At 51.4% G+C, this 14748-nt stretch carries 15 protein-coding genes; 14 read left to right on the top strand and 1 reads right to left on the bottom strand.

What is annotated here, in order from left to right; translation table 11 throughout:
- The first annotated feature begins 1 nt into the window (after nt 1).
- The 10 genes from dut to LI114_RS02460 all read left to right on the top strand — a co-directional run bounded on the left by dut (nt 2) and on the right by LI114_RS02460 (nt 9635).
- On the top strand, nt 2-445 hold the full coding sequence (gene dut, locus LI114_RS02505; RefSeq protein ID WP_227219050.1) for a dUTP diphosphatase: 444 nt from the start codon (nt 2-4) through the stop codon (nt 443-445).
- 26 nt (nt 446-471) lie between these two features.
- Nucleotides 472-1641: an amidohydrolase gene (locus LI114_RS02500; protein WP_227219048.1), complete on the top strand. Its 1170-nt coding sequence runs from the start codon at nt 472-474 to the stop codon at nt 1639-1641.
- Between the two features lie 35 nt (nt 1642-1676).
- Complete coding sequence (locus LI114_RS02495; protein WP_227219046.1) at nt 1677-2519, top strand: fumarate hydratase; 843 nt, start codon at nt 1677-1679, stop codon at nt 2517-2519.
- A gap of 74 nt (nt 2520-2593) precedes the next feature.
- Nucleotides 2594-3172 (top strand): hypothetical protein, encoded by a 579-nt coding sequence (locus LI114_RS02490; protein ID WP_227219044.1) that lies wholly within the window; start codon nt 2594-2596, stop codon nt 3170-3172.
- On the top strand, nt 3169-4683 hold the full coding sequence (locus LI114_RS02485) for a PH domain-containing protein (RefSeq protein WP_227219042.1): 1515 nt from the start codon (nt 3169-3171) through the stop codon (nt 4681-4683). The genes LI114_RS02490 and LI114_RS02485 overlap by 4 nt, the downstream gene beginning before the upstream one ends.
- A gap of 14 nt (nt 4684-4697) precedes the next feature.
- Nucleotides 4698-6758, top strand: a complete 2061-nt coding sequence (locus LI114_RS02480; protein WP_227219041.1) for a chemotaxis protein CheA — start codon at nt 4698-4700, stop codon at nt 6756-6758.
- Nucleotides 6755-7186 (top strand): chemotaxis protein CheW, encoded by a 432-nt coding sequence (locus tag LI114_RS02475; RefSeq protein WP_022127571.1) that lies wholly within the window; start codon nt 6755-6757, stop codon nt 7184-7186. Before LI114_RS02480 ends, LI114_RS02475 begins: the two co-directional genes overlap by 4 nt.
- Before the next feature lie 33 nt (nt 7187-7219).
- A complete protein-coding gene (locus LI114_RS02470; protein WP_227219039.1) occupies nt 7220-8113 on the top strand; it encodes a CheR family methyltransferase in 894 nt (297 codons plus the stop codon).
- The gene (gene cheB / locus LI114_RS02465; RefSeq protein ID WP_227219037.1) at nt 8106-9140 is read left to right on the top strand and encodes a chemotaxis-specific protein-glutamate methyltransferase CheB; all 1035 of its coding nucleotides are present in this window, start codon (nt 8106-8108) and stop codon (nt 9138-9140) included. Before LI114_RS02470 ends, cheB begins: the two co-directional genes overlap by 8 nt.
- 12 nt (nt 9141-9152) lie before the next feature.
- Complete coding sequence (locus LI114_RS02460; protein ID WP_227219035.1) at nt 9153-9635, top strand: chemotaxis protein CheW; 483 nt, start codon at nt 9153-9155, stop codon at nt 9633-9635.
- Between the two features lie 65 nt (nt 9636-9700).
- Here LI114_RS02460 and xylA read toward each other — a convergent pair whose 3' ends face one another.
- Nucleotides 9701-11029, bottom strand: coding sequence for a xylose isomerase (gene xylA / locus LI114_RS02455; RefSeq protein ID WP_022127567.1), 1329 nt, complete (start codon nt 11027-11029; stop codon nt 9701-9703).
- Nucleotides 11030-11483: 454 nt separating this feature from the next.
- Between xylA and LI114_RS02450 the strand changes: the two genes are divergently transcribed.
- From LI114_RS02450 to LI114_RS02435, 4 genes are all read left to right on the top strand, one after another.
- Nucleotides 11484-11843 carry a hypothetical protein gene (locus LI114_RS02450; RefSeq protein WP_227219034.1) on the top strand — a complete coding sequence of 120 codons (360 nt, stop codon included), beginning with the start codon at nt 11484-11486 and terminating at the stop codon, nt 11841-11843.
- Between the two features lie 545 nt (nt 11844-12388).
- Nucleotides 12389-12871: an ACT domain-containing protein gene (locus LI114_RS02445; protein WP_227219032.1), complete on the top strand. Its 483-nt coding sequence runs from the start codon at nt 12389-12391 to the stop codon at nt 12869-12871.
- A 40-nt stretch (nt 12872-12911) separates the two neighbouring features.
- A complete protein-coding gene (locus LI114_RS02440) occupies nt 12912-14150 on the top strand; it encodes a homoserine dehydrogenase (RefSeq protein WP_227219030.1) in 1239 nt (412 codons plus the stop codon).
- 129 nt (nt 14151-14279) lie between these two features.
- Nucleotides 14280-14714 carry an NUDIX hydrolase gene (locus LI114_RS02435; RefSeq protein ID WP_227219028.1) on the top strand — a complete coding sequence of 145 codons (435 nt, stop codon included), beginning with the start codon at nt 14280-14282 and terminating at the stop codon, nt 14712-14714.
- Nucleotides 14715-14748 lie beyond the last annotated feature (34 nt).

The following is a 14748-nucleotide window of genomic DNA, read 5'->3' as shown; positions in this document are numbered from 1 at the left end:
TATGAAGTTAAAATTCAAAAAAATGCGTGACGGCGCAGTTATCCCGAAACGCATGACGGCGCACAGCGCGGGCTGCGATCTTACGGCTTGTCTGGAAAGCGCTGTTACCATCGGCGCGGGCGAAACTGCCATGATACCTACAGGCGTGGCGGCGCAGCTTGATTGCGACGGCGAGTACGTTTTGCTGGCCTACGCGCGCTCATCGCTGGCAGCGAAGCACGGGCTTGCACCCGCGAACTGCGTCGGCGTTATAGACATGGATTACCGCGGCGAGATATTCATTCCGCTGCATAATTCTTCCAAAGAAGCGTACACAGTGCAGAACGGCGAGCGCATAGCGCAGCTTGTGGTTACGCCCGCGGTATTCGCCGAGATAGAGGAATGTGAAGAGCTTACCGATACCGAACGCGGAAGCGGCGGATTTGGAAGCACTGGAAAGTACTGAACGAACTGAACGACAAGGAATATTCTATGAAAATATACAATGTTAAAATATTTACAATGAACAAAGCCCGCTCGGTCATCGAAAAGGGCTGGGTCGAGATAACTGAGGGCAAGATCACCGCCGTGTGCGAGGGCACGCCCTCAAGCTTTGAGGACGTTGACATCGACGGCGGCGGCGCGGCGCTCTACCCCGGCTTCATCGACGCGCACACGCACGTCGGACTGACTACGAACGGCGTCGGTATCGAAAGCGAAGATTTTAATGAGGAGAGCGAACCCTGCTCGGCGCAGCTAAGGGTCATCGACGCGATAAACCCATTCGACGAGTCGTTTGAAAAGGCGCGAAACGCGGGCATAACCTCGGTGCTTATCTCCCCCGGCTCGATGAACCCCGTGGCGGGCGACATCGTGGCAGTTTCCACCGATGGCAGGCGCATCGACAATATGCTTCTGCGGCGCGTGGGCATAAAATTCGCGCTCGGCGAGAACCCGAAAATGACATATATGAACCGCGACGAAACACCCTGCACCCGCATGGCGATAGCCGCGATGATCCGCGAAGCGCTGCTTAAAGCGCAGAGGTACATGGCGGACAAGGAAGCCGCCGAGAGCGAGTCTGACCTGCCCGAGCTTGACCCGAAGAGCGAGGCGCTGATACCCCTGCTGCGCGGCGAGCTGAAAGCGCACTTCCACTGCCACCGCGCGGATGACATCTTCACTGCCCTGCGCATAAGCCGTGAATTTGGGCTTGACTATGTGCTGATACACTGCACCGACGGTCATCTTATCGCGGGCGAATTGGCGCTGGAGAACGCTTCGGCGGTCGTCGGCCCGATAATCTGCGACCCCTGCAAGCCCGAACTTGCCAACATCACCCCGAAAAACGCAGGTCTGCTGGCGCAGCACGGCGTAAAGACCGCCATATGCACCGACCACAGCGAAACGCCGATAGAGTACCTGCCGCTCACGGTGGGCATTGCGGTGAAAAACGGCATGACATTCATGCAGGCGCTTGAAGCCGTAACGATAAACGCGGCGGAAATAGGCGGTATAGACGACCTGGCAGGCTCGATAGAGACAGGCAAGCGCGCCGACATGGTGATGTTCGAAGGCAGCCCCTTTGAAGTTATGAGCGAACCGAAACTCGTTATGATAAACGGCACGCTCATCAAATATCGCAAAGAGATAAGATACTAAAACGGAATTTGCAGAAAAGGATTGAATATAATATAATGAGAGAGATAGATGTAAGCGTAGTAACGCAGACGGTAAAAGAGCTTTGCATTAAAGCAAACCGCGTGCTGCCGCAGGATATGTGCGAGTGCATAAAGCGCGGCGCGGCGGCGGAAAAGTCGCCAGTAGGAAAGAGCGTTTTCGACGACATTCTCGATAATCTGAAAGCGGCTGAGCAGGAAACTCTGCCCATCTGTCAGGACACGGGCATGGCTGTTATTTTTATGGATATAGGTCAGGACGTGCACTTCGTCGGCGGCGACCTTGAAGAAGCTGTAAACGCAGGCGTTTCGGCGGGCTACACTGACGGTCTGCTGAGAAAATCGGTAGTTTCCGACCCGCTGGAGCGCGTGAATACGGGCGACAACACCCCCGCGGTGCTGCACATAAGAATAGTTGCTGGCGAGAGCGTGAAGATAGTCTGTGCGCCGAAAGGCTTTGGAAGCGAGAATATGTCGCAGCTTAAAATGATGACCCCATCCGTTACGCGCGAAGAGATAGTTGACTACGTTGTAAACGTCTGCGCGCAGGCAGGCTCTAACCCCTGCCCGCCCATAGTGATAGGCGTTGGCATTGGCGGCGACTTTGAAAAATGCGCTTACCTTGCGAAAAAGGCGCTCTGCCGCCCCGTTTCGCAGCGCAACCCCAAGCCCCTCTACGCCGAGCTTGAGCAGCAAATTCTTGATAAAATAAACAAGCTGGGTATAGGCCCGCAGGGCTTTGGCGGTACGCAGACCTGCCTTGCCGTAAACATTGAGCAAGCCCCGACGCACATCGCGGGGCTGCCCGTTTCAGTAAACGTGGGCTGCCACGTTACCCGCCACGCCGAAGCCGAGATCTGATAACATTCGGAACGGCTGACGGCTTACGGCTGTACATTTTGTACTTGTACTATTTGTAAAGGAGAACGCAGCTTTTGAAAAGATTTCTGCCCGCCAAGAGGGCGATGCTTATGTTTTATCTGCTCATAGCGGCTGCGGGCGCGGCGCTGAACGTGGTGATATACCGCTACGTCACAATGCTGCCCGAAGAGCTGGTAAAAATGATCGCGGCTGCGGTATGGGTGCTGATACTGCTGATAGCGGTGATAGTGATACCCCATTATTTTCTGCACGCCAAGGTCATAATCACGAAAAACGAGATAGCTACCTCGGGCGGCTTTATATTCCTAAAGAACGACTATATGCCTATAAGCTCGATAAAATCAATATCGGTGATAATAACGCCGCTGGGGCGGTTCACAGGCTTTAACTTCGCCGTGATAAACGCCCTCGGCGCGCGCATACTGATATGCTTTATGCGAAAAAGCGACCTTACCGAGATAGCGGAAACTATAAACGCGCTTATCCGCAGCCGCGAAGAGCCGCAGGAAACGCAGCGCCGCGCGCAAAAAACACGCAGGCAGCCGCAAAAGCGCGCGGATGACCATGAGCATGAGCATGAGCAAACCAACAACAACGAAAATAAAAAGAGCGGGGGCGCAGGGGCTGTATGACTAAGCTGAAATATAAAATGCGCCACGGCTTCCGCGCCGCGGTATCGCACTTCTTCCGCCACCGCCAGCACCCTGTAAAAATGCTGGACTACACCTCGAAGAACTTGTGGCTGCTGCTGATACCGCTTACCAAGTACCTGATAGCCTCGCGCTTCGATTTTCAGAGCTGGATACGCACTAACTGGGTAGACATACTCTCGATCTCGGGCATTTTCGCGCTGGCGGTACTGCGCTGGATATTCGTGCGCTTCACGATAGAGAGCGACGGGATCACGGCGCACACGGGACTTTTCGGCATAGTTCGCACAAAAGTTTACTATAACGAGATAACCACGCTCACGTTTTGCCAAAGCTGGATAAACCGTCCCGTAAAGGCTTATACCATGTACATCGAAACGAACGCGAGAACGCTTTCGAGCGAAGATATGCGCCTAGTCATCTCAAAGCGAAACGCAGACCTGCTTTTCGACTTCGTGCGCGACAGCGAGGAAAGCGCGCCGAAAGTGACCTTCTCGCCGCGAAAGACACACCTGCTGATGTTCTCGCTGCTGTTTTCATCGGCATTTTCGGGAATGCTGCTGTACGGAATGTTCATGTTCGAGGCCTACAAAATTATCGGTCTGGAATTTGAGCAAAAGCTGATGCTGAAAGTAAACAGCGAGCTTACGCGGATAGATTCGCGGCTTTTCAAGCTCTCACAGACTATACCTAAGGCTGTGCTCGCACTGGGGGGCTTGGTAATAGGCGGCTGGTTTATATCTTTCATAGCCACTCTCGCGCGGCACTGGTCTTTCACCATATCGCGCACGGAAGATCAGCTGCTGGTAAAAAGCGGAGTGCTGATAAAGCGCCGCCACATAATCAACCGCAGCAAGATAAATTACTACGACTTACAGCAAACGCTGCTTATGAAAGCCTTTAAGATATGCTCGGTAACGCTGGACTGCACCGGCTACGGAAAATCGCGCCGCGAGATCTCAGCGCTGATACCGATAACCACCTATCAGCAGATGAACGCCTCGCTGAAAATGCTAGTGCCCGACCTGCCTAAGCCGCGGCCGGAGATAAAAACTGGCAGAGAAAACATCAGCGACTTTGTATGGACGCCGATGATAGTATGCGCCATACCGCCCGCCGCGCTGTACATACTGAACAAGTATGTAAGCATATGGCAGCGGGAATTCAACATACTGCTTGTAATCATAACCATACCTCTGATATGGCTCATTATAGTAAAAGTAGCCGCTTCGTTCAACACCTCGGTAGGCTTTAACGAAAACGGCTGCGCTATGAGCTACTGCAAGCTGTACCAGTTCCACAAAGTATTTCTGCCAAAGGCGAATATCAGCAAGATAAGCATAAGCAGAACACCTTTTCAGCTTCTCAACAACAGGTGCACGCTTATGATATACACCTGCGGCGAGAAAGAAAAATGCCATAAAATGAAATTCATGCCCTACGATGAGATAAAGAAGATATGTCTGCGCGAGGGCTACATCATGTTTGAATAAAAAGGGGTGACGGAATGGCAAAGTATGAACAGAGCATGGAGGGTATGCTCGACGTATTTTTGTTTGAAACAAACGAGCTGCTGGAAAAGCTCGACGAAATACTTATCCGCACCGAGTCAGACACGCTGGGCGAGGAGGACGTGGGCGAGATTTTCCGCATAATGCACACGGTAAAAGGCTCGGCGGCGATGATGGGTCTTCACAACGTTTCAAAGCTGGCACACTCGCTGGAAGACCTTTTCTCGATAATCCGCGAAGACCCGAACGTGCAGTTCGACAAACCCGCGCTTTACGAGCTGCTTTACGCGGGCTCTGACGGAATGAAGAGCGAGATAGAAAATCTGTCAGACGAAAGCGTGCCGCTTACCGACTTCACCGAGCAGATAGCGAAAAACCGCGCATTTGCGGCGGCTATGAAAGGCGAAGCACCCGCGGCTGAGGCCGCCCCGCAGCAGAGCGCGGGCGAAGCGGACGGCGTATTCACGGCAGAGGACGGCGAAGACGTGCTGGCTTTCCGCGTGATGTATCAGTCAAGCTGCCTAATGCCCTCTATCCGCGCGATGGTGCTGCTGAAACATCTGAAAGCGGTGTGCGAGCTTGTAAGCACCATACCCGCCGACCTCGACGCAGACAGCGCGGGCGACGAAATATCGGCAAAGGGGCTTGTTATAAAAGTAAAGGCGGCTTCGCCAGAAGCAGTGCTCGAAAAGCTGAAAAACGGCATAAACGTAGAAAACGCCGTGCAGATACAGCGTCAGGCGAAAAAGACTGAACCTGCGCCTACCCCCGCGCCCGCGCCATCTTCACAACCTGCACAACCTGCGCAATCGCAGCAAGCCGAAAAACCCTCGGCGAGACCCTCTGCGCCAGCCAAAAAGCACGACGACAAGAGCGGCGCTATGATCTCGGTAAAGCTGGAAAAGCTAGACAGGCTGATGACCCTCGCGACCGAGATAGTTATAGCCGAATCGGGCGTACTGCACAGCCGCGACCTGCTGCCCTACCGCAGCGAGATACCGAACTTTTACAAATCGGCGCGCGAGCTGAAAAAGCTGACCGACGAATTGCAGGACGTAGTAATGTCGGTGCGAATGGTGCCCGTAAACACGGTATTTTCAAAGATGAACCGCGTAGTGCGCGATATGAACAAAAAGCTAGGCAAAAACGTTACGCTAGTGATAGAGGGCGAGGACACCGAGGTGGATAAATCCGCCGCCGACCTGCTAGGCGACCCGCTGATGCACCTAGTGCGAAATGCGGTAGACCACGGTATCGAAAGCCCCGAAGAACGCGCGGCAGCGGGCAAGACCGAGCAGCCTACCGTAACGCTGAGCGCGCGATATGAATCAAACGACGCGCTGATAGAAGTACGCGACAACGGCGCAGGCATGGACCCGAAAAAGCTGCTGGAAAAAGCGCGCAGCAAGGGTATGCTCGAAAAGCCCGAGCAGGAGTACACCCGCCGCGAGTGCCTTGAGCTGATAATGAAAGCGGGATTTTCCACCAACACCGAGGTAACGGAATTTTCGGGGCGCGGCGTAGGCATGGACGTAGTGCGCAAGAACCTGGAGAAGGTCGGCGGCGCGCTGCTGGTAGACTCTGAGCATGGCAAAGGCTCGGTATTCACGATACGCGTGCCGATGTCGCTCTCGATAAGCGACTGCATGGTGATACAGCTGGGCGGAAGAGAGTACGCAGTGCCGGTCAGCGCGATAAAAGAGATATTCCGCCCGAAAGCCGAGCAGCTGAATGTAACGCCCGACGGCAGGGAAACGGTGCTTTCGGACAAGCTTTACCGCATGATACGCCTTTCGGAACACTTCGGGCTGGAGGGCTGCGAGAGCGACCCGAAGGGCGGCATAATACTGCTCTGCACCGCCGAATCGGGCGAAGCGGCGCTGATGGCGGACGGCATACTGGAAGAGATGCAGATAGCGATAAAGCCCTTTTCCGCCTATCTCTCGAAATTCGGGCTGAAAGAAGCGGGATTTTCGGGAACGAGCGTGCTGGGCGACGGCAGCATAATACCCGTACTTGACGTAAACGAGATAATAAAGAAGGTGAGCAGGAAATGAGCGAGAGCGCAAACCCCGCGGGCGTAAGCTCGGCGGTAATATTCCGCAGCGCAGGCGGGCTTTTCGCCGTGCCTATGCAGGACGTAATAGAAATAAACAGCCGCACCGACCTCACCCCCCTGCCCTGCCTGCCCGACTACATACTGGGCGTGATAAACCTGATGGGCAGCGTTACCCCCGTGATAGACCTGCGGCGGCGGCTGGACTTTGAGGACTGCGAGTACGGCCCGCGAAGCTGCCTTATGGTGCTGCGGCACGGCGAAGAAAGCGCAGCGATAAAGGTAGACGAGGTGCTTACATCAAAGCGCTACCTGCCTGAAAGCTTTTTGCCGCTGCCCGACCCCAAGAGCGTGATAGCGGGGTACATTACCGACGGCGGCGAGAAGATACAGCTTATACGAACAGAAATGCTATTTGAGAAAAAATAAGCGCGCAGACGCGGGATGGTGAAAATACTAAAAATGGCGAACACGGCAGACTTTTTCAGCGGCAGCGCTTACGACTCGATATTTCTCGAGAAAACGCCCGCCAGCATGAGCAACGAGGATTTCGAGCGGCTGGCGTACACTATAAAGCAGCGCTACGGGCTGAACCTGGAAGGAAAAAAATCAATGGTAGAGAGCCGCCTTTGCTTTTACATAGTTGACCGCGGATTTCATTCTTTTTCAGAATATCTGGAAACGGTGTATGAAAACGGCGGCGACGAGATGGCGAATATAATCAACAGGCTGACTACAAATTACACATATTTCATGCGCGAGCAGGAGCATATGCGCCACTTTATCGACGTTTTTCTGCCCTACGCCGAAAAGCACAAGACTGATAAAGAGCTTTGCATATGGAGCGCCGGCTGCTCTTTCGGCAACGAGGCTTACAATTTCGCGATGTGCGCCGAGGAGTATTTTCAGTCGCGCGGGGCGGACTGGGACAAGCGCATACTCGCGACCGACATTTCGCAAAACGCTATCCTCGCCGCAAAGCACGGAATGTTCGCCGAAGCGGCGCTGAAAGACCTGCCAGCGGCGTGGGTAGAAAAATACTTCACGGGCAAGGGCGGGATATACACCGTAAAGCCAGAGATACGCTCGCAGGTGGTGTTCAAGTACCATAATCTGATGGACCCTATCAGCTTCAAGAAAAAGTTCGACCTTATAATCTGCCGAAACGTTATGATATATTTCGACCAGAAAACGAAGTCAGAGCTTATAAAGCGCTTTTACGACGCGACTAACGAGGGCGGCTACCTCTACATAGGCCACGCGGAAGCCGTGCCCGAGGACTGCCCGTATGTGCGCGAAAAAACGGCGGTATACCGCAAGATAACTCAGGCGGGAGGTGTGCAGAAGCATGGATAAAAAGGTTCTTATAGCGGACGATTCGCAGCTTTTCCGCGAGGTGCTGGAGCGCATCGTCAACGCCGAAAAGGGCTTTACCGTCTGCGCGAGCGTGCGCGACGCATACGCCGCGGCGAACGAGGTGGGCAGGCAGAAGCCCGACCTTGTGATACTCGACATCGAAATGCCGGGCATGAACGGGATCAGCTTTTTACACTCGCTGCTGCCGCAGTACGCAGTGCCCGTTATCGTATGCACATCGCACCGCGCGGCGGCAAGCAAGGCGCTGAAAGCGGGTGCGGCGGATTTTATCCCGAAGCCTGCCGATAATCCCGACGATTTCATGCAGTTTCGCCAAACGCTGGTGCGGGCGATGAAAAGCGCGCTGATACTGCGCAGCGTGGAGTGCAACGGTGTGGTCTACGAGCTGAAACGCCGCACCGAAACGCCGCGCAGGTCGGCGGGGGGCGAGATAATACTGATAGGCGGCTCGGCGGGAAGCACCGAAGCGCTGCCCGAGCTGCTGAAAATGCTGGACGAAAACCGCCGCGGCGCAGACCTTCCGCCCATCGCCGCCTCGCTGCATATGCCTAGCGGCTACACGAAAATATTCGCTCAGCGGCTCGACGGCACGCTTGACCTGCGGGTAAAAGAAGCGGAAAACGGCGAGCGGCCGAAGCGCAGCAGCGTGTACATCGCGCCGGGCTCGAAGCATATGCGGATAGCGGCGGATACGAAAGGCTGCTTTTTGAGCGTGGCAGAGGGCGCGAAGATCTCTGGCCACTGCCCCTCGGTAGACGCGCTTTTTGAGTCGGCGGCACAGGTGGAATTTGAAAAGGTGATAGCCGTGCTGCTTACAGGCATGGGCAGCGACGGCGCGAAAGGCCTGCTAAAGCTGAGGGAGCGCGGCGCGCGAACCATCGGGCAAGATCAAAAGACCTCGCTGGTGTACGGTATGCCGAAAGCGGCTTTCGAGCTGGGCGCGGTGGAAAAGCAATGCGCGCTGGAAAACATCGCGGGCGAGATCTGCCGACTGCTGAAAGGATAAGGAGGGCGCTGCATGAAAAATTTTTTGCTATTTACTGTTTCAAACCGCAGATTTGCCTGCGCTTTTGAAGATATACTGAGGATAGAGCCTGCGGCGGGGGGCGGTGCGGCTGAGATAACGCCCGTACCGGGCTTTCCCGACTATATGCCCGGCACGGCGGAGATCGACGGCGAAATAACGCCGATAATCGACGCGGCGAAGCGTTTCGGGCTGGGCGAAGCGGGCGACAGAACGCGCGCCTGCTACATAGTCGCCGACATAGGCAGCGAAAGCGACGAGCTTAGCGGTCAGGATAAGGACGAGCGGTACATAAAATGCGCGCTGCTGGCGGACGCCATAAACGGCTCGGTGCAGTGCGCGGACGAAGACCTGCTGCCGCCGCCCGAGATAAACGCAGACAGCTGCGTCAAATACGTCACGGGCACGCTTGAAGTAAACGGCGCGACCTGCTTCGTCATCTCGCCGAACAAGACCATCGGCGAAAAGAGAGTTTAACAAACAAAAAAACTGCACTCCGTAAAAAGAGTGCAGTTCTTATTTTATGCAGTAATTTCAGCAGATCAAGCGTTGATGGTGAACATGATCTGGTTCATTGTGTTCTCAAGAAGCTCCTGTCTGCCGCTGGTGAGGCTGTCGGTAACTTCGCCCTTTTCGAGAGCGTACTTCTCAAGGTCAGCCATGGTAGCCTTGCCGCTGATGATGTCAGCGCCGATACCGGTAGTCCAGCTGGCGTATCTGTCCTCAACGAACTTGTCGATCCTGCCGTCCTCGATCATCTTGGCAGCTATCTTCAGACCCAGCGCAAAGGTATCCATACCTGCGATGTAGCTGTAGAAAATATCTTCCATGGTGTAAGATCCTCTTCTAGCCTTAGCGTCGAAGTTCAGACCGCCGTTGGTAAAGCCACCTGCCTTGAGCACTTCGTACATAGCGAGAGCCGCGTCGTAAACGTTGGTGGGGAACTGGTCGGTATCCCAGCCAAGGAGAACGTCGCCCTGGTTAGCGTCGATAGAGCCGAATACGCCGTTGTCGCGGGCAACTCTCAGCTCATGCTGGAAGGTGTGCTGCGCAAGAGTAGCGTGGTTAGCCTCTATGTTCATCTTGAAATCTTTATCCAGACCGTACTTTCTCAGGAAGCCGAGAACGGTAGCGGTATCGAAATCGTACTGGTGCTTGGTAGGCTCCTTCGGCTTAGGCTCGATGTAGAAATCACCGGTGTAGCCGATGGAACGAGCGTAGTCAACGGTCATTCTCATAAGGCGAGCCATGTTGTCCTGCTCGAGAGCCATGTTGGTGTTGAGCAGAGTTTCGTAGCCTTCTCTTCCGCCCCAGAAAACGTAGCCCTTACCGCCGAGCTCTACTGTTGTTTCAACAGCCTTCTTGATCTGAGCGGCAGCGTAAGCGAAAACGTCAGCGCTGGGCGAAGTGCCTGCACCGTGCATATAGCGGGGGTGGTCGAAGCACTTAGCAGTGCCCCAAAGCAGCTTCTTGCCTGTTTCTTCCTGCTTCTTCTTGCAGTAAGCGACTACCTTATCGAGCTGCGCGTTGGTCTCAGCGAGAGTGCCGTACTCGGGCGAGAGGTCGCGGTCGTGGTAGCAGTAGTAGTCGATGGAAAGCTTCTCCATGATCTCGAAAGCAGCGTCTACCTTAGCGATAGCTCTTTCAGCAGGATCAGCCTGTCCCCAGGTCTTGTCGGTAGTGCCGCAGCCGAACATATCAGTTCCGTCGCCGCCCATAGTGTGCCACCAAGAAAGAGCGAATTTGAGCTGCTCTCTCATAGTCTTGCCTGCAACTACTTCGTCGGGGTTGTAATACTTGAATGCAAGCGGGTTAGTAGATTTAGGACCTTCATAAGGTATCTTCGGGATATTAGCAAAATACTCAGCCATTTTTTTGAACCTCCAAAAAAATATTTCTAACAAATCGTTCCACTACGGGAACGTTTACAATATATATTGTACACAAAAAAACGCCGTTTGTCAATGCTATCACATAAATTTTATTATTTTTCATATCGTTATATGTTTAACATAGTATTGAGGCGAGGCTTGTAAAACAAAGTTTCTTCGTGCAGTAAAAATTTATACCTTATTGAAATAGTAACATATAATTTCAAATATATCCATTTTTCTATTGACAAATAAGTATAATTATGTTATTATATAATTACTATATTTCATTTTTTTGGAGGTAATTATGCGAATAAAAACTAAAATCATATCAATTTTTTTCTGTGTAATAATGTTCAGCTTTATTACAATTCCTGCAAACGCTATAACTGTAAATTAAGCTAAGATTTCGAATTTCCAACAAGATGTTTCATTTTCAAGACTAGAAAAAGGAATGGACATAATAATTATTAAAAATGGCGATAAGCTAGATGCCATAACACCGTCCCAAAGAATAATACTGAAAAAAGTTATTGATATTGGAACATTTCATGTTGGTGTTGTAAGAGATTCAAAAACAAAAGCTCACCTATATTGGAGTGCAACTGGAACTCAAATAACAAAAGTCACTGGGAAAATATACTGCAAAAATACATCAATAATTAAACCAAAAAATTATTATTCATCTAAAACTACTGAATATAAAGATCTAAAAGGCAGATACAATTTAGCATCAGGCTCAACAGATTCTTTTAAAATTCCTAAAAGTACAAAAAAAGTGAAAGTTGGAAAAATGTATATATTACAACCGTAGTAGGTGGTAAAGCTTATTTAGGAGATGCTAGCGCATCGGTGAAAATTTGATAAAACCAAGAAAGGTATAAACATAAAAAGATGAAAAAAGAAACAAAAAAAGAAATATTAAATTATTTAAAAGAGAATAAAATCTTGCAAGTATCTGATGGTCCTACTTCATTATTTATAAAAGATAAGATGGGAAATGATTTTTTTGTAAAAATAAAACAAATATACAGATTTTCAATCATGTTATTTTACAAACCTACCCAACTTCATATTATGCCGTATACTTTTATTATATTCAAGAGAGAAAAATGAGTATTATTTTATTTCTATATTTGTAACTAGTCAGTTCAATATAACATTATATGCAAAAAAACAATTGTCTAACAATATAATTATGGAGAATAATGAGTGTTTTGTGGTTTCATTTTTACTGTGACTATATAAAAAATAAAGTTTCTTTGTGCAGTATTGCTATTGACAAGCGGGGGAAAATGTGATAAAATAATGTGTATATTACGCAGATACAGTTGTGCGTTGGAGGTGGACTGTTTCAAGATGGAAAAAAGCAGCGGTTTTGTGGTAGTGGCTGAAAGCGCCCTGCCCGAAGTTATTATAAAGGTGCTGCACGCGAAAGAGCTTCGCGCCGCCTCGCAGCAGATGTCCTCCTCTGAGGCTTGCCGAATAGTGGGCATATCGCGCAGCGCGTATTACAAGTATAAAGACTCGGTTTTCAGATACAACGAGCGCGGCGAGGACAGCGTTATGCTGATAAATATGCTGCTCTCAGACCGCCAGGGCGTGCTTTCGGCTGTAATATCAAAGCTTTACGAGCTTGGCGTGAACATAATCGAGATAAACCAAAACCCGCCCGTAGACGGCGTAGCGGCGGTATCCATCTCAGTGCAGAAAGAAAACCGCTCGGAAAACTCGGCTGACGCTTCAGACACCGCGGGCTTTTCCGAAAGCTTATCAGCGATAGACGGCGTGCTCGACGTGAAAATTGCGGCGGGCAAGAGCAAGATGCTTGTAAATAAGTAAATATTTGCGTATTTCAAAGAATAGGAAGGAATTACTTAGTATGAAAAATGTAGCTGTTATAGGATATGGAGTAGTAGGCTCGGGTACGGTAGAGCTTTTTGAGAAAAACAGAGATTCGATAAACGCTAAGGTCGGCAGAGACTGCGATATAAAGTACATCGTTGACCTGCGTGATTTCCCCGACAGCCCCTTTGCCGACAAAATGGTAAAGGACTTCAACACCGTTCTTGAGGACGACGAGATAGAGGTAGTAGCCGAGGTCATCGGCGGTATCAACCCCGCTTATACCTTTACTAAGCAGGCGCTCGAAAGAGGAAAGAGCGTAGTTACCTCAAACAAAGAGCTTGTTGCAAACAAGGGCGCTGAGCTGCTCAAGATAGCTCACGAGCACAACTGCAACTATCTCTTTGAAGCAAGCGTAGGCGGCGGCATACCTATAATCCGCCCGCTGAACAAGTGCCTTGCCGGAAACACCATCGAGCAGATAAGCGGTATCTTAAACGGCACTACCAATTTCATACTTACTAAGATGATAAAAGAGCAGCTGGACTTTGAAACTGCGCTGAAAATGGCTCAGGATCTGGGCTACGCCGAAAAAGACCCCACTGCCGACGTTGAGGGCCACGACGCCTGCCGCAAGATCTGCATTCTCGGCTCGCTGGCTTATGGAAAACACATCTACCCGCAGAACGTACACTGCTCGGGTATCTCAAAGATAACGCTAGACGACGTTGCTTACGCTGAGAACGCGGGATTTGCTATAAAGCTCATCGGCTCGGTAAAGCCTGCGGGAGATGGAAAAGTTTCCGCGATAGTTTGCCCCAGACTGGTATCTAAGAGCAACCTGCTCGCTACCGTAGACGGCGTTTACAACGCTATATCCGTTACGGGCGACGGCGTTGGCGACGTACTTTTCTACGGTCAGGGCGCGGGCAAGCTGCCTACCGCTTCCGCAGTAGTGGGCGACATAATCGACTGCTTAAAGCACAAAGACCGCTCGGTAATGATCTCTTGGGAAGACTGCCACGAAGAGGGCTATGTAGTTGACTACAAGAGCGTTGAAACGGCTATGTACGTTCGCATAAACGCCGAGAACGCCGACGAGCTGAAAGCCTCTATCTCGGAAATGTTCGGCAAGCTGACATACATCGAGCGCAAGAACCGCCCCGAAAACGAGCTGGCATTCATCACGCCGACCATGGTAGAGAGCGACATCGACGCCAACCTCGCGATACTCTCGCACTCGGCTGAGATAAAGAGCAAGATCAGACTTCTTTGATATTGTCGATAAATTAAAAGCTTTGCCGCACGTTTCGCCAAAGGGCGGCGTGTGGTTTTGCTTTTTAGAGCGCAATGTTTGCTGAGTCAAACATGAGCTTAGGGCAGATAAGCGCACTAGTGGAAGGATATGAAAAAAATGCAGGGTTACAATTGTATAGCGGTGTTCAACGAGGACGCCGACAGATGGCTGATGTGCATGAGAAAAAAAGACCCATACAAGGGTCTGCTCAACCTCGTGGGCGGTAAGATAGAGCCTGACGAAGAGCACCTCTCGGCAGCCTACCGCGAGCTGGAAGAAGAAACTTCCATCACCGCCGACGACATCAAGCTGGTGCACCTTATGGATTACTGCTACCCGCTCGACGACTGCTTCGTGGAAGTGTACGTCGGCAGGCTGAACAAGCCGATAAAGCCCGAGGGCGAGGAAAACCGCCTTGTGTGGACAGACCTGCGCCGCAATTTCTTCGATATGAAGCACTACGCGGGCGAGGGCAACATCGGGCATATGCTGGAGCACATAAAGCTGCACAGCGCTGAGCTGCTCGGCAAAGTGATAAAGTAAAGTGACAAAAAATTTCGGGCTATCGCCCAAGAAA

The sequence above is a fragment of the Ruminococcus sp. 210702-SL.1.03 genome, from assembly GCF_020559915.1.
Lineage (GTDB): Bacteria > Bacillota > Clostridia > Oscillospirales > Ruminococcaceae > YE71.
Note: the sequence above shows the minus strand (reverse complement) of the source record. Positions and strands in the feature narration are given on the sequence as shown.

Excerpts from the sequence above, each read along its gene's own strand:
- LI114_RS02450 (WP_227219034.1), top strand. The coding sequence starts at position 11,484 with ATGGACATAATAATTATTAAAAATGGCGATAAGCTAGATGCCATAACA.
- xylA (WP_022127567.1), bottom strand. The coding sequence starts at position 11,029 with ATGGCTGAGTATTTTGCTAATATCCCGAAGATACCTTATGAAGGTCCT.
- LI114_RS02470 (WP_227219039.1), top strand. The coding sequence starts at position 7,220 with ATGGCGAACACGGCAGACTTTTTCAGCGGCAGCGCTTACGACTCGATA.
- LI114_RS02445 (WP_227219032.1), top strand. The coding sequence starts at position 12,389 with ATGGAAAAAAGCAGCGGTTTTGTGGTAGTGGCTGAAAGCGCCCTGCCC.
- LI114_RS02480 (WP_227219041.1), top strand. The coding sequence starts at position 4,698 with ATGGCAAAGTATGAACAGAGCATGGAGGGTATGCTCGACGTATTTTTG.
- LI114_RS02475 (WP_022127571.1), top strand. The coding sequence starts at position 6,755 with ATGAGCGAGAGCGCAAACCCCGCGGGCGTAAGCTCGGCGGTAATATTC.
- LI114_RS02435 (WP_227219028.1), top strand. The coding sequence starts at position 14,280 with ATGAAAAAAATGCAGGGTTACAATTGTATAGCGGTGTTCAACGAGGAC.
- LI114_RS02495 (WP_227219046.1), top strand. The coding sequence starts at position 1,677 with ATGAGAGAGATAGATGTAAGCGTAGTAACGCAGACGGTAAAAGAGCTT.
- cheB (WP_227219037.1), top strand. The coding sequence starts at position 8,106 with ATGGATAAAAAGGTTCTTATAGCGGACGATTCGCAGCTTTTCCGCGAG.
- dut (WP_227219050.1), top strand. The coding sequence starts at position 2 with ATGAAGTTAAAATTCAAAAAAATGCGTGACGGCGCAGTTATCCCGAAA.
- LI114_RS02500 (WP_227219048.1), top strand. The coding sequence starts at position 472 with ATGAAAATATACAATGTTAAAATATTTACAATGAACAAAGCCCGCTCG.
- LI114_RS02485 (WP_227219042.1), top strand. The coding sequence starts at position 3,169 with ATGACTAAGCTGAAATATAAAATGCGCCACGGCTTCCGCGCCGCGGTA.
- LI114_RS02440 (WP_227219030.1), top strand. The coding sequence starts at position 12,912 with ATGAAAAATGTAGCTGTTATAGGATATGGAGTAGTAGGCTCGGGTACG.
- LI114_RS02460 (WP_227219035.1), top strand. The coding sequence starts at position 9,153 with ATGAAAAATTTTTTGCTATTTACTGTTTCAAACCGCAGATTTGCCTGC.